Genomic DNA, 14,203 nt, shown 5'->3' with positions numbered 1-14,203 from the left:
GGAGGAACAATGGTCCGGAAGAACGCCGGTTTGGCTAACCGGCGATCCCCGGCTATGTTCCCCCTCCGTCACCGGAACGGGTTCTCCGTCCCCCGGTCGTCCTCACCCGCCGCGTCGAGGAGTTCCGGCAGGTCAGAGCCTTCTGCGCCCCGCTGATCGATCCACCACCCGGCCCGCGAGATGGCCCGCGCCTTCTCCTCCACCTCCGCCCAGTCCGCCTCGTCCCAGGCCCCCTCGACCACCAGCACGGTGTGCGCGGCAGCCATCAGCTGATGACGGGAGCGCACACCCCAGTCCAGGACCTTCTCCGGGCCTTCCAACGGCGGCATGTCGAACTTCTCCGCCCACTCGACAGCAGCCTGCTGCTCCTGGGCACGCTTGCCGGCGAGCCACTGCTCCTTGGATGCGCTGTCGGCGTCACGCGCTGCTCTCCAGCAGTCGCTGCTTATCTGCACTTCGCTCGGATGGGCGCGTATCGGTGGGGTCATAGGTGGCTGGGGCGTTCGCCATCGGGCTCCGTCAGCGGTCACGGGGCGCTATCGCGATCGGGGGAGAGCGACGTTCGGTTCCCGCGTCTGTTTGTCCTAGAATCCGCCATCTGCCCCGGCGCCGGGTTCATCGCCTCGCACGTGCACGACACGCACGCACCATGGCGCCACCCGAAGCACCGAGGCTGGGGCGGTGAGGAAAATCCTTCCCGGGGCCGGGCCGCTGCTCCTGGTCGTGCTACCGGACCGCAGCCAGGCGCCGCCCCGCCGGACGGTGAAGGGCGCCCGGGGTCACCTCCGCCCGGTCCTCCCGGCAAAGGCCGGGCGGTGGTCCGCACCACCGCCCCCGATCCGGTGGCGGTGGTGACCACCGTCTCCACCGTGATCACCCGAAGGTGTCCCAGGAGTACACGGCCCAAGGCAGGCCGGGCGGCCAGGCTAGTGCTGTGACCGCTTAGGTTCACCGGGTTGTGGTGGGCACAGTGGTGTTGGCCAAAATCGGTTTGGGTCGCTGCTTCGCCGCCTTTACCGTGGCGTGGTGATGACCCAGATGATCGTTCTCAATGGTGGTTCCAGCTCGGGGAAGTCCGACCTTGCCCGGTGTCTGCAGGATGTCATGCCGGATCCGTGGCTGGTCTTTGGGGTCGACACGTTGGTCCAGGGCATGCCCGCGTCCATGAGGTCGTCGGAGGCGGGGATCGAGTTCGCTCCGGATGGCGAGGTGCTGGTCGGGTCTTCGTTCCGGGCGCTGGAAGAGGCGTGGATCGAGGGGATCGCCGCGATGGTCCGTGCGGGTGCCCGGGTCATTGTTGATGAGGTGTTCCTCGGTGGAGCGGCGTCCCAGCAGCGGTGGCAGAAGGCTCTCGGCGGGTTGCAGGTGCTGTGGGTTGGTGTCAGGTGCGAGAGCGCAGTCGCTGTGGGTCGGGAGGTCGCACGCGGTGATCGGGTCACCGGGATGGCCGAAGCGCAGGCAGAGGTCGTCCACCAGGGTGTGCGCTATGACCTGGAGGTGGACACGACGCGTGTCGAATCCCTGGAGTGCGCGCGGATCATTGCGGCCCATGTCCACTGATCGACCCGGTGGTTGACCTCCGCGGTTGCGCGAGACCAACACCGTTGTTGAGCGGTCAGGCGGTGGCCGGGAGAGGTCGGCCGCCCCAGCAAACGCCTTTCTCGCTGCGGATACGGGCGCGCTCCTTACGCTGCGCGGCCAGGACGTCGGGGTGGCGGGCGTTGGCATTGCGCCAGCGCAGATAGCGGTGCAGTTCCCGGGTCTGGACGGTGTGGTTGGGGTGGTGGGAGTTGGCGAGAGTGAACTGCCGCAACGGCCCGAAGTGCGCCTCTATTGGGTCGGCCCAGGAGGCGTTGGTCGGGGTGAAGCACAGCTCGACCCGGTTCTTTCGGGCCCATCGGCGGATCTTGGTGCCCTTGTGGGCGGAGAGATTATCCATGATCACGTAGATCGGGGCGCCGTCCGGACGCGCGGCGCGGATCGACCGCAACGCGGCCAGGGAGTTGACCGCACCCTTGCGTCGCCGGTTGACGCCCCACAGGGTGTCGTCACCGATCGAGTAGCAGCCATGGAAGTAGGTGACGCCGTGGGTGCGGTGGTAGGTCGCGGGGACCCGGTCGGGCCGTCCCCGCGAGGCCCAGCAGGACCCGCCGGTGGGGCGGATGCCCAGCGGTCCGAACTCGTCGAAGGCGAACGTGCGGCCGGGAAAGTGTTCCAGGAGGTGTTCGATCCGGTCGAACTTGGCGTCCCGGTCCGGGTCGGTGGACTCTTTCCACGTCTTGGTGCGTTGGAAGGTGACGCCGCGGCGGGACAGGAGGATCCGTAACGCTTCGCGCCCGATCCGGATCGCCCGGCCGTGGACTTTGCGCAGGTAGGCGGCGAGTTTGCGGATGGACCAGCGGGTGAAGGGCTGCCCGAGTCTGGCCGGGCGGGTGGTGGCCGTCTGGACGACGAAGTCCTCGTCGTCACGATTGAGCAGGCGGGGACGGCCTCCCGCCCAGAGAGGGTCCAGGCAGGCCAGGCCGATCTCGTTGAACCGGTGGACCACGTCGCGGACGGTGTCCTCGTCGGCCTGCACCAGCTGGGCGATGACCGGCACCCGGTTCCCGCCGGCCGAGGCCAGCAGCATCATCGCCCGCCGGTAACGCACCGTGCTGGTACTGCCCCGCCGCACAATCTGCTGCAGCCGCTGCCCTTCCTGATCGGTCAGTCTGCGTACTCGAACCGGTTCAGCCACCACACACCTCCACACACCGCATCGGATGTCTCCTCACACCCAACCAGCCGAGCCACCACGACCGCGAGCCCCAACCCGGCGAACCTAAGCGGTCACAGCACTAGCGAGAACGCCGGACGGTGACCACGCCTGTGACCGGCCAGCCTCTCAGGAACGTCCTCGCCGATCCCACACAGGTGACGGCGGTAGTGCGGGCACAGAGCCGGCCCGCAGGTGGGACCAGCGGTGCGACGGCTAGGCGAACAAGTCCCGGCGCTGAAGAGCCCGGTGCAGCCTCTCCAGCACGGAAAGGGTGTGAACCGCTTGTCCCCGCTGAAGTCCGATCACCTGAGCGTGGCCAGGTTCCGATCGGATTCGGACAGGCGTATTACTTCCCCTCCGGTGTGGCCGTGCCGATGGGATGATCCATCTGACTTCGCCATGTACTGATCATCTGGCGTGTGCGGGTCGTTGGCTGTCGCGGCCCGGACCTTGCCGCGGTGGTGCGCCAGGGACGGGCTCGGCCGGTGGCGATGTGCCGCTGGTGCGGGCACGCCTGTACGACCGCGTCTCTGCCGGTTCACGGGGGCCTCCGGTTCCCGCCGCCAAGGTGCGGACCCGAAGGGGGAAGAGCCTTGATCTCTGCACCTGCACGGCCTTATCGGCGCCGGTCCCGATGGGGCCGCCGTCTCACGGCGCTGGTCGTCGGCGGGACGCTGGCGCTGACCGGGCTGGTGGGCCTGGACGACCCGGCGCAGGCGGCGCCGACCGGCACGTCCACCGCCGCGGCTCCGGCGCAGGCCGCCCCGACGGGCACGGCCACCGCCTACGTGTCCAACGGCGGTGCCGGCACGGTGTCGGTCATCGACGACGCGTCCGGGGCGGTGGCTGCCACCATCCCGGTCGGCTCCAGCCTCAAGGGCCTGGTGTTCTCGCCCGACGGCACCCGTGTCTACGTCGCCAACAGTGGCGGAAACTCGGTCTCGGTCATCGACACGGCGACCAGGGCGGTGACCGCGACCATCGCGGTGGGCTCGTTCCCCTATGGCATCGCGGTCTCCCCGGACGGCGCACAGGTCTACGTGACCAACGGCGGCGGGAATTCGGTCTCGGTGATCGACACGGCCACCGACACGGTCACCGCCACCGTCGCGGTGGGCGTGGCGCCCCTCGCCATCGCGGTCACACCTGACGGCAGTCAGCTCTATGTCACGGAGAACTCGACCGGCGGCAAAACCTCGGTGATCTCCACCGCCACCAACACGGTCACCGCCAGCATGACGACGGGCATCGCACCCAACGGGGTCGCCGTCTCGCCCGACGGCACCCGTGCCTACATCGCCAGTGCGTCCTCGAACAGCGTCTTTGTGGTCAGCACAGCGACGAACACGGTGACCGCCACCATCAGCGGCATTTCCTCGGCCTTCGCGCCGGTGGTCAGCCCGGACGGCGTCGACCTGTACGTCGCCCAACAGTCCTCGGGCACGGTGGCGGTGGTCGACACGGCCACCAATACCGTCACCAGCACCGTCACCGTCGGCTCCGTCCCGTTCGGGAACGCGATCACCGCCGACGGCGCGCACCTCTACGTCGCCAACTACGGCAGCAACACCGCCTCGGTGATCGACACGGCCACGAACACCGTCACCGCCACCATCGCCGTCGGCAGACTCCCCGGACACGTCGCGACCGGCCAGGTCCCGCTGCCCGCCCCGGTCGTCACCGCCATCAGCCCCACCTCCGGGACCACCTCCGGCGGCACCGTGGTCACGGTCACCGGCACGAACCTGACCGACGCCACCGCGGTCACCTTCGGGCCGGGCAACCCCGCGACCGCCGTGTCCTGCACCGCGACCACCTGCACCGCCACCGCCCCGGCTGGAGCGGCAGGAACGGTCGACGTGCAGGTCACCACCGCCTCGGGCACCAGCCCCACCAGCGCCGCCGACCAGTACACCTACCTCACCCCGCCCACCGACATCGACGTCAACCTGACCGCGCAGCCACACCTGGGCATCCTCGTGCCGTACCTGACCTACACCCTCACCGCGCACAACACCGGTCCCAGCGCCGTGGCCACCGCCACTCTGACCGCGGCCCTCCCCACCGGCGCCACCCCGACGAACCTGTCCACCGGCTGCACCACCGCCGGCAACACCGTCACCTGCGCCTACAGCGCCATCCCCGACGGAACCAGCGTCAACAAGACGTTCCGCATCCCCCTGCACCTGCTGACCCTGGGAAGCGTCTCGGTCACCGGCGTACGGACCGCATCCGCACCCACCGACCCCAACCCGGCCAACGACAGCGCGACCGCGACCTGCACCGCCATCTCGATCATCCTGGTCACCTGCCCCTGACCTCAACGGTCCCGGCCGGCCCCCACCTGCGCCGGCCGGGACCACATCCTCATGCACGGCCGTCCTATGTGTGGACATCGGCGGTGGCGCGGCCATCGGCGAGGGACGCAGGTGCTGGTCATCGATGTCGTGGGCGGTGAGAATCCGGGCACGACGGTAGCGCCCTTGCCTCTCACGCTTCCCGCCCCTTTCCTCGCTGAACAGGATGACCGCCTGCCGGTGACCGTCGGGCGCGGGAGCGGACGCCCTCTTAGTGCCGCTTGAGAACGGCTCGCATCCTGCTCAACGCGGTCCGGCCCGGCATCGGCGGATCAGCGCCCGCCGGAATCGGGAGAACGGCACTCCACCAGGACGAACGGGCGAATCGGAGTAAATGCCTCCGCGAATTCTTGTGGAGGCGCCCGACAAACACTAGAAACTAAACCGGCTGGTATGTATCTTCCCGGCCAAGGGGTCAATCCGAGCACAACTCCAGCAGTACAAGGGGGAGCTATGTCAGCGAGCAAGTCGCAAATGGAGCGCACGGCCTTCGACACCTGGACGAGAGAGGCCGCCACGGCCACCGCCGTCATCGCTCGTGTCACCGGCGCCACGACGCTCACCAGCACCGTTCCCAAGGAGTTCGTACACCGGTCGGCCGTCGCCGAGGTTCTGCTCACCGACTGGGCGCGGGTGGACGACACCCACTTCCGCATCAGCGCGCAGTGGCCGCGCGGCCACAGCTTCTTCACACCGGTGGCGGAGGGGTACCACGACCCGCTCATCGTCTGCGAGACGATCCGCCAGGCAGGCATCCTGCTGGGCCACGCCGAGTTCGGTGTGCCCCTCGGCCACCAGTTCATCATCTGGGACCTCGACGTCGCCGTGCACCCGGAACACCTCCTGGTGGGCTACGCACCCGCGGCGCTCAGCATCGACGTCGCGTGTACCGAGATCACCCGACGCGGCGGGAAGCTGTCGGGGATGCGCATCACGGCGGTCTTCCACCGTGACGGAAACGTCGTCGCGACGGGCACCGGCTCCTTCTCCTGTCTGGCGCCCGCGGTCTACCGGCGGGTCCGCGGCGACCACACGGCCGGCGGGGACTGGCACCAGCTGCCCCTCATCAGCCCGGCGGCGCCGCAGAGCGTCGGGCGCATGTCGCCCATGGACGTCGTGCTCTCCCCCACCGCCGAGGACAACTACTGGCAACTGCGCGTGGACACCCGCCACCCCGTGCTCTTCGAGCACCCGGTCGACCACATACCCGGCACGGTGCTGATCGAGGCCGCCCGCCAGGCCACGGCCGCCGTGCTGCGCCGGTCCTCCTATCTGCCCCTCAGCATCGCCACCCGGTTCACCCGGTTCGTCGAGCTCGACGCGCCCTGCATGGTCGAGGCCCGGCTGCTCGACGACGCGGCCTCCCCCGGCGTGCAGACGGTCCTGGTGACCGCCCTTCAGGCCGGCGAGCCCGCGTTCTCCGCCATCGTGACGGCGGGCTCGCACGGGCTCTGACCCGCTGCGGAAACCGGCTCCACCGACGCACGGAAAGCACTCAGATGGTGTCTGGCCCACAGGTGGAAGGAACCGGCCGGCCGGCCGAGCAGGGCGGGAACGGTCCCGTCCACCTCGCTCTTGCCGCCCTGGCGTTGCTGCTCGGCCCGCTCCAGGATCGCGTCGACGACGTCGTGCGGATAGCGCTCGGCCAGCACCGCGCGCGCCTGCCGGGGACCGAGTTCCTCGAAGCGCAGCGGACGGCCCAGCAGTTCGGCGAGCTGGGCCGTCTGCCGGGCCGCCGTGAGCGGCTCCGGCCCGGTCAGCGTGAGGGCCGTACCGGCATACCGCTCCCGGTCCCCGGTGAGCGCGCGTACCGCCACCTCGGCGACGTCGCGGGGATCGACGCAGGCGTTGGCCGAGGTCCCGTAGAGCGCCCGCACCACACCGTGCGTGCGGACGGACCCCGCCCAGGAGAGGGCGTTGGACATGAACAGACGGGGCCGCAGCAGGGTCCACTCCAGCCCGGACCCGCGCCACAGCTCCTCGTTGCCGCGCTGCCACCGGGTGATCAGGTCGTCGGCCCGGCCGTCCGTGACCCCGGCGGCGGAGAGTTTCACGACATGGCGCACCCCGGCCGACCGCGCGGCCCGTAGGAAGCGCGCGTCGTCGTCCGCGATCCGGTTCGTCACCAGGAACGCGGACCGCACCCCGGTCAGCGCGCGCGTCAGCGACTCCGGGTCCTCGTAGTCCCCCGGAACGGTCTCGGCCGTCGGGGACGCGCACCGCAGAAGGACGCCCGGACAGTGCAGCTGGAAATCGCAAGCATTTCGGGCGAGGAAGCCGAGGAATCCGTTGTCCAGGCTCGCCTCGTACCGATCCATGACCTGCTGAGCAGCTCTCTGGGGCCGGGGAAATGGACAGCTCCTCGGGACAGGGGAGGTGACACAGCCACGGGATCGGGACATGAAACCGCAGCTCAGAGCGTCATATGAGGACACGGCTGACGGGAACCTACAGCAGACCTACACGGCGCGGACGGCGCCGCGAACCTGCGCAACTACGAACAAAGGCAATCCGCGGCGTGGAACCCCCATCAAACCGCTTTCAGAGAAGCACAAGGCCCCTCACCCGGGCGCGCTATTCATCTGAACTGCAGGAGGCGTGCCAGCTGCCGTGGCGATACTGTTTTCAGGAACCGCGCAGAGCGCGCTCGAGCCCGACCGGACGGAGCATCCAATGCCCACTCCCGAACGCAAGAGTGCGCTCGACCACGTCGTGGTGGTCATGTTCGAGAATCGCTCGTTCGACAACCTGCTGGGCCGGCTCTACGAACCGGGCGAGGTGCCGTTCTTCGAGGGTGTCATCGGCAAGGACCTGTCCAACCCGATCCCTGAGTGGGCTGAGCACGGTGCGGATCGTAAGTCCATTGCCTACGGCATCGCCCAGACGATGGACACTCCGAACCCGGACCCGGGTGAGGAATACACCCACGTGAACACGCAGCTGTTCGGCACGATCGACCCGCCGAGCAACCGTGGAACGCTGAGCGAGCACATGACAGCGCCGTTCAATCTTCCGGCCGACCCTCACGCCAACCCCACGATGAACGGGTTCGTGACCGACTACATCAGCGCGTTCACCGCTGAGTGCGGCATACAGCCCACCTACGAGCAGTATGCGCAGATCATGCAGGGCTATACGAACGAGCAGATGCCCGTGATCTCGACGATCGCGCGTGGATTTGCGACGTTCGACCACTGGTTCGCAGAGGTGCCGTCGCAGACGTTCACGAACCGCTCCTTCTTCCACGCGGCCACCGCATCGGGTTTCGTCGTCAACTCGCCGTACTCGAACTTCCCCGGCCAGAATGACGCCGAGACCATCTTCGAGCGGCTGGAGGCCAAGGGTCTGACGTGGAAGGTGTACGTCGACCAGCCCTCACCGGCGTCGTTCACGGCTCTGATCCACGGGGCGCGCCTCAAGCACCGCTTCGCGACGCACTTCGTGTCCACCGATCAGTTCTACGAGGATGCCGCGAACGGCGAGCTGCCGACCTATGCGTTCATCGAACCGAACATGTGGCACGGCCACAACGACATGCATCCGCCGATTGGTGCACTCACGCCCGGACTGCAGGCCGACCCCCCGTCGTCGCTCCTCGGCGGTGACGCGCTGCTCGCGAGGATCTACACGGCGATCCGCGACTCCGCCAGTGAAGAGGGCTCCAACTGGTGGAACACCCTCCTGCTCGTCGCGTTCGACGAGCACGGAGGTACGTACGATCACGTCCCGCCGCCGGCGGCGACCCCGCCAGACCCCGCGGCGGGTCCGGGTCAGATGGGCTTCACGTTCGACCGGCTCGGTGTCCGCCTGCCCGCGATCGCGATCTCGCCGTGGATCGACGAGCACACCGTCATCACCGAGGAGCACCGGCACACCTCGGTCATCCGAACCCTTCGCGAGCGATGGGACCTCGGAGGGCCGCTGACCGCGCGGGATGCCGACGCCCCCGACCTCGCGGCGATCTTCACCCGGGACGAGCCGCGCCTTCCTGAGGACTGGCCCGACGTGCACCCCCTGCCGGTGCCGGAGTTCGACGTAACGCTCATTCCCTTCGACGCGCCTCTGTCGCCGCTCGCGAAGGCGCTCGTCGGAGGAGTCGGGACACTTGTCCGGTCGCTGGACCCAGACGCTCCCGAGGTCGGCGAACTCGACCACCTCACCGGTCGCGAAGCACTCGCGAAGATGCACGCCACCGTGGGGCATCTCTTCCCGGGACTTGCCGCCAGGTAGCTCGCCGGCAGCTTGCGGGCGCGCCGAGCGGACACATGCAGAAATGAGCGACTCGCTCGGCAATGCGTTCTGCGGACTGGGTTGCGATCAGAGCCGCTCGATGTCGTCGGGGATCCAGGTCTGGTCGAACCAGGCTTCCAGCGGCCCGTACAACCGTAGGATCGCGTACCAGCTCTTGCCGGGGACCGTCTGGATCCAGTTGCCGTCTCGCGTGCTCGGCGGCTCCGGCCCGAAGGTCAGGTCGATCGAGCCGTCGTCGTTGTAGGTGAGCTCGTCACGGTTGTTCTCACTGCTCCGGCTCGGCAGAGCCTGGCTGGTCTGCAGCTCCGATCGGGTCTGGGGGTCGTACACGACCAGCGACCAGAAGTCCTTGGCGGGAATGCCAGGCGGAAGAGTCAGTCGATACGTTGTGTCGCCGTGCAGGTACGCGCCGGAGGCGTCTCTCTCGGAGAGCGCGTACTGGGAGCCGGCGCCTACCATCTCGAGCGCCATCGCCGGGGTGTTCAGGGTCGCCTGGTAGAAGAACATCGTCCGGGCGTCCAAGTTGCGCCCGCCGCGTCCGTCACCGTCGAGCCACAGGTAGTCGCCGCCGACGAATCCGGTCTTCCACTTGCGGTCCTCGTAGTAATAGGCGCGCTCATCTCTCGTCTGGAAACAGATCGCACGGGCCGAGGCGTTGCCGACCGCGGCGGCGTCAGCGAGCGTGGCGCGCATCCGCTCGTCGGGCGCGAACGGGCGGTCCTTGTGGATGCCGATCGACGCGAGCAGGCCCCGGGTCTCCGGATCGATCACCTCGATCGGCTCGCGCCGGATCACATCGGCGACCTCGTGGTAGAAGCTCTGGTCGTTGGCGTGGATGGTGTTGAACGCCTTGCCCGAGATGGAGCTGAACTCCATCTGCGGGCGTGCCTCGGCCGTCGACAAGGGGTAGATCTTGACGCCGTTCTCGAACATGGCTTTCGCCGCGTCGGTCTTGCCGTCGACGAGGAAGCCGCGCAGCGCCAGCAAGTTCGTATAGCTCGACGACCGGGCCACGTGGTAGCCGTCCGGGACCTCGCCGTCGTAGCCGGGGGGAACCAGCAGGTAGTCACCACCGGCGCCACCGTCGGGCCCGGGTGCGCCCATGTCGGTGACGAATCTGAACCAGGCGTCGTTGACGGTGCCCGGTCCGCAGCCGGGTGGGATCTGGACGACTGTCGGACCGTCTCGGTCGAGGTCGAGCATCGTGATCGCGTAGACGGTGTCGGTGTTGCCCGTCAGGAACAGCGAGTTGGAGTCCAGGAGGCGGTCGGCGATCACCACCTTGTGCGCGGCGTCGCAGCCGATGTCCGCCAGGCCCGCCCGCAGGCCCTCCATCGAGGCGGCAGGAATGCACTGCAGGAACACCTCGACGGCACGCAGGAAGTCCAGATGGTCAAAGACCTTCACAGCCGTCTTATCGCTGGGGAAGCCATCGATGAACTCCAGCGTGCCGATCCGGGTCTCGACCCGGTCCGGCGTCATGATCTTGCTCGGGACCGGAGTGTTGTAACCGTCAGGGACGGCCCTCGATGAACTCATGGCGCCAGCGTAGGTGAAGTCGCAGCCAGTCGACCGTTGCGGCTCACACGGGAGACGGGGATTCGCTGCGGAAGGCTGTGGCAGCCCATGTCCGGGCTGCGCGACCCTGACCGCACGGGGGCCGCAAGCGTGCCTATCAAAGGGGGCCGAGTAAGTGCCGCCCGCCGCCTGGGACGGCTGGTGCTCGCCCGCCGTGTCGAGCAATGGGCAGAGCCGTCTACGGCATTCTGCGGGGGTGCGGGCCGAAGCTGGTTGTGATCACTGGATCTGATGAGGCAGCTGGCTTCTGATTACGGACAGCTCTAGCGTGATCGCATTGCGCAATGACATTGCGCTTTCACAGATCGGGCTTCCATGAGGTTTCGGCAGCACCCCCTTCCCCGGTTCACCTCCCGGCTCGCCGTCTGCGCTGCGGCTGTCGGACTCGCGATGTCGGCCACCGGGCCAGCTTTCTCCGCACCCAGCGCTCCGGGCCCGCCCTCGGCCCCGCCGCTGATGGGCGTTGAGACCGTGAAGACCACACGGACCGTCGCCGACTTTGAGCAGGTGAAGATCTTCTGTCCGGACGGGAAGGTTGCCATCAGCGGTGGTGCGGAGGCGACGGCCCCGAACTCCGCGTACGACTCCGTCGCCCTGGTCGGGAGCTTCGTGGAGCCCTACCGGGACACATCGCTGTGGGTCGCCAGCGCCCGGAACTTCTCGGGGCAGCCAGCACAGTGACGCTCTGGGCGATCTGCGCCTGGAAGCCCAGCGGCTACGAGGTCGTTCAGGCGCCGCTGAGCCAGGTGCCGGTGGACCCGCCGGTCACGGTGTCCTGCCCTGCGGGCAAGGTCGCTCTCGGCGGCGGCGGTGAGATCCAGGGCGAGGGGAGCTCCCTCACCAAGTCGTACCCGGCGGCCTTCAACTCGGCCAAGCAGCCCACCCAGTGGGTGGTGGCCGGCACGAAGTCCGCGAACACCTCGGTCGGCGTCGTCGCCTCCGCGATGTGCGCCGACCCGATCACCGACGTGACCTGGTCGACGGGCAAGGCAACCTCGAACAGCCCGGCCGGAGGGTTCCTCGTGTGCCCGGAAGGGCGGCAGGTCGTAGGCGGCGGTGCCTCGGCGAGCGGACGCCAGGCCGCTCTGATCTCGTCGAAGCCCGGCTTCAAGAGCGAGGGTGCCCGCAGTGACGGCTGGTGGGCCCAGGCGGGCAGCTTCTACGAGCCGCTCACCGCAGACGTCTACGTGACGTGCGCCAGCCGGTAGCAGCCGCAGCGTACGAGGGCCCGCCGACCGTGACTGGTCGTGCGGGCTCTCTGCTGTGCCGGCGAGCGGCCCGGGTGATCAGACTCCGGACAGTGAGCTGCGGAACTCAACCGAAAGCGGTCCTGGGCACCCTTCGAAGCCGCTTCGTCGTTCTGGGGAGGCACAGGGGCGTTCGAGCTGCTTAGCTATTAATAGAGGGCTTTGTGCGGCTGGTCCACGGGACGTCCGACGGTTCGAGCGTGAGTCAACAAGGCCTCCGGCAGATTCCCCTATTCGCGGGTTTCTGCGGCTGGCGGTCGCAGGCACCATTCGCGCGTGCTGGCCGGCGCGGATGAGCCGGCGCCGGTCGTTGCGTGGGCGAGGCAATGGAGAGGCGCTTCATGGACGAGATGCTTCCGAGCTGGACCGACGGCCCGGCCAAGCAGGCCATCATCGAGTTCATCAGCCGGGTGACAACCCCCGGCGACGGATACCTGAAGCCCGCGGAGCGGGTCGCCGCCTTCGACAACGACGGCACTCTCTGGGTCGAGCAGCCACTGCCGGTACAGCTCGACTTCATCTTCCGTGCCCTGGCCGCTGCAGCTCAGCGTGATGACTCTCTCGCGGGCACGCAGCCCTACAAGGCGATCCTCGAACAGGACCACGACTTCTTCGCCGCGGTAGGTCAACAGCATCCCGACGCGATCATGGCCTTGGAGGAGGCGCTCGCCCGTAACTGGCGCGGGAAGACACCGGACCAATTCGACGCCGAGGTACTGCGATACCTGGACGGCGCGAAGTCCGAGCGCTTCGCCGCGCCCTACACCGAGCTGGTCTACAAGCCGATGCTGGAGCTCTTCGACCTGCTGAGGTCGCACGAGTTCCGGATCTTCGTCTGCTCGGGGGGAGGCCGGGACTTCATGCGGGTGATCGCCGAAGGCGCCTGGGGGCTCAACCGGGAGGACGTGATCGGGACAGCCCCCCAGTACGAGTACCGGCACGGCGTGCTCCACCGCACCGACAAGGTCCTGGGCGGGATCGCCCTCGGACCGGGCAAGCCCGAGCACATCTTCGCCACGACCGGCCGAATGCCGGCCTTCGCGGGAGGCAACGCCGACGTCGACATCGAGATGCTGGAGTCCGCGACGTTCGCGATGCTGGTCGTCCACGACGACGAGGAACGCGAGTACGCCTACACCGCCGCAGCCGAGAGATCGGTCAAGGAGGCGAAGCGGCAGGGATGGACCCTGGTCAGCATCAAGAACGACTGGAAAGTGGTGTTCTGATGAGCGACCTCACCGCGGTCGACATCCTCATGCTCCCCGACGCGACGATGATCGAGCGCGCCAGGGAGCTGAACACCCAAATGCACCAGAGCGTCCCCGACGGCTTCGCGCTCGACGCCCACCACCGGCCCCACATCACTCTGCTGCAGCGCTACGTCCGAACCAGCGAGCTCACCCCTGTCTTCGACGTTGTCGCAGACGCGATCGGCGCGGCGGATCCGGATGCGCTCCAGCTGCGCGGAGTCAGGGTCGCCCACATGCAGGTCGCCTCCCAGGCCGGGATGGGCCTCGCCGGCCTGGTCGTCGAGCCGAGCCAGGCCGTGCTCGATCTGCAGCGCTCACTCATCGCCGCGGTCGAACCCTTCGCCGCGCAGGGAGGGACTGCCGCCGCCTACGTGACCACGGCGGAGGCGCCCGAGATCAACGCGGACACCATCGAGTACGTCGAGCGCTACGTGCCCGACCACAGCGGCAACAACTTCGTCGCACACGTCACCGTCGGCCTCGCCCAGCTGGACTTCCTCACCGATCTGGAAAGCAGGCCCTTCGACGCCTTCACCTTCCACCCGGCCGGCTTCGCAGTCTTCCAACTCGGCAACAACGGAACCGCACAACGCGAAATGCAGACCTGGGACTTCACCCAGACGGGCAGGTCCCCCAGCGGCCGACAGAGCTAGCCTCGCCGTTTCGGTTGGGCTGAGGCAGCGTCGCTGATCGCCAACTGTGGGGTGGCCGACGTGATTTCGGTGCTTGGGCAGGTTACAGTCCCGGCTCGGTGGTCGGGTT

12 protein-coding genes are annotated in these 14,203 nt (G+C 68.1%); 8 read left to right on the top strand and 4 right to left on the bottom strand.

Annotation, left to right across the window (positions count from 1 at the left end):
- Positions 1-68: 68 nt before the first annotated feature.
- The gene (locus tag G3I60_RS35790) at positions 69-455 is read right to left on the bottom strand and encodes a hypothetical protein (protein WP_343241992.1); all 387 of its coding nucleotides are present in this window, start codon (positions 453-455) and stop codon (positions 69-71) included.
- A 583-nt stretch (positions 456-1,038) separates the two neighbouring features.
- Here G3I60_RS35790 and cpt point away from each other — a divergent pair.
- Complete coding sequence (gene cpt, locus G3I60_RS35785; RefSeq protein ID WP_164608263.1) at positions 1,039-1,560, top strand: chloramphenicol phosphotransferase CPT; 522 nt, start codon at positions 1,039-1,041, stop codon at positions 1,558-1,560.
- A gap of 55 nt (positions 1,561-1,615) precedes the next feature.
- On the opposite strand, the gene G3I60_RS35780 is transcribed toward cpt, so the two are convergent.
- Entirely contained in the window at positions 1,616-2,737 is a 1,122-nt protein-coding gene (locus tag G3I60_RS35780) for an IS630 family transposase (RefSeq protein ID WP_164608235.1), read from the bottom strand.
- Positions 2,738-3,351: 614 nt separating this feature from the next.
- Here G3I60_RS35780 and G3I60_RS35775 point away from each other — a divergent pair.
- Positions 3,352-5,076: an IPT/TIG domain-containing protein gene (locus G3I60_RS35775; RefSeq protein ID WP_239070674.1), complete on the top strand. Its 1,725-nt coding sequence runs from the start codon at positions 3,352-3,354 to the stop codon at positions 5,074-5,076.
- Positions 5,077-5,568: 492 nt separating this feature from the next.
- Entirely contained in the window at positions 5,569-6,570 is a 1,002-nt protein-coding gene (locus G3I60_RS35770; RefSeq protein WP_164608234.1) for a ScbA/BarX family gamma-butyrolactone biosynthesis protein, read from the top strand.
- Here the strand turns inward: G3I60_RS35770 and G3I60_RS35765 are convergent.
- A complete protein-coding gene (locus G3I60_RS35765; protein WP_164608233.1) occupies positions 6,513-7,433 on the bottom strand; it encodes an NAD(P)H-binding protein in 921 nt (306 codons plus the stop codon). The two genes, G3I60_RS35770 and G3I60_RS35765, sit on opposite strands and share 58 nt — an antisense overlap.
- 280 nt (positions 7,434-7,713) lie before the next feature.
- Between G3I60_RS35765 and G3I60_RS35760 the strand changes: the two genes are divergently transcribed.
- Positions 7,714-9,345, top strand: a complete 1,632-nt coding sequence (locus G3I60_RS35760; RefSeq protein WP_164608232.1) for an alkaline phosphatase family protein — start codon at positions 7,714-7,716, stop codon at positions 9,343-9,345.
- A gap of 87 nt (positions 9,346-9,432) precedes the next feature.
- Here the strand turns inward: G3I60_RS35760 and G3I60_RS35755 are convergent, their stop codons facing one another.
- Positions 9,433-10,905, bottom strand: coding sequence for a DUF1254 domain-containing protein (locus G3I60_RS35755; RefSeq protein ID WP_164608231.1), 1,473 nt, complete (start codon positions 10,903-10,905; stop codon positions 9,433-9,435).
- Positions 10,906-11,415: 510 nt separating this feature from the next.
- Here G3I60_RS35755 and G3I60_RS35750 point away from each other — a divergent pair.
- The 4 genes from G3I60_RS35750 (at position 11,416) to G3I60_RS35735 (ending at position 14,094) form a co-directional block, all read left to right on the top strand.
- On the top strand, positions 11,416-11,625 hold the full coding sequence (locus G3I60_RS35750; RefSeq protein WP_164608228.1) for a hypothetical protein: 210 nt from the start codon (positions 11,416-11,418) through the stop codon (positions 11,623-11,625).
- A complete protein-coding gene (locus G3I60_RS35745; RefSeq protein WP_164608226.1) occupies positions 11,622-12,152 on the top strand; it encodes a hypothetical protein in 531 nt (176 codons plus the stop codon). The genes G3I60_RS35750 and G3I60_RS35745 overlap by 4 nt, the downstream gene beginning before the upstream one ends.
- A 380-nt stretch (positions 12,153-12,532) precedes the next feature.
- Positions 12,533-13,417, top strand: a complete 885-nt coding sequence (locus G3I60_RS35740; RefSeq protein WP_164608224.1) for an HAD family phosphatase — start codon at positions 12,533-12,535, stop codon at positions 13,415-13,417.
- A complete protein-coding gene (locus G3I60_RS35735) occupies positions 13,417-14,094 on the top strand; it encodes a hypothetical protein (protein ID WP_164608222.1) in 678 nt (225 codons plus the stop codon). The genes G3I60_RS35740 and G3I60_RS35735 overlap by 1 nt, the downstream gene beginning before the upstream one ends.
- Positions 14,095-14,203 lie beyond the last annotated feature (109 nt).

Source organism: Streptomyces sp. SID13666, from assembly GCF_010548325.1.
GTDB lineage: Bacteria > Actinomycetota > Actinomycetes > Streptomycetales > Streptomycetaceae > Actinacidiphila > Actinacidiphila fildesensis.
This window is presented reverse-complemented; position numbering and strand designations above follow the sequence as displayed.

What these genes read in the sequence shown, in the direction of transcription:
- G3I60_RS35735 (WP_164608222.1), top strand. Translation starts at nt 13,417, where the DNA reads ATGAGCGACCTCACCGCGGTCGACATCCTCATGCTCCCCGACGCGACG.
- G3I60_RS35765 (WP_164608233.1), bottom strand. Translation starts at nt 7,433, where the DNA reads ATGGATCGGTACGAGGCGAGCCTGGACAACGGATTCCTCGGCTTCCTC.
- G3I60_RS35770 (WP_164608234.1), top strand. Translation starts at nt 5,569, where the DNA reads ATGTCAGCGAGCAAGTCGCAAATGGAGCGCACGGCCTTCGACACCTGG.
- cpt (WP_164608263.1), top strand. Translation starts at nt 1,039, where the DNA reads ATGATCGTTCTCAATGGTGGTTCCAGCTCGGGGAAGTCCGACCTTGCC.
- G3I60_RS35740 (WP_164608224.1), top strand. Translation starts at nt 12,533, where the DNA reads ATGGACGAGATGCTTCCGAGCTGGACCGACGGCCCGGCCAAGCAGGCC.
- G3I60_RS35755 (WP_164608231.1), bottom strand. Translation starts at nt 10,905, where the DNA reads ATGAGTTCATCGAGGGCCGTCCCTGACGGTTACAACACTCCGGTCCCG.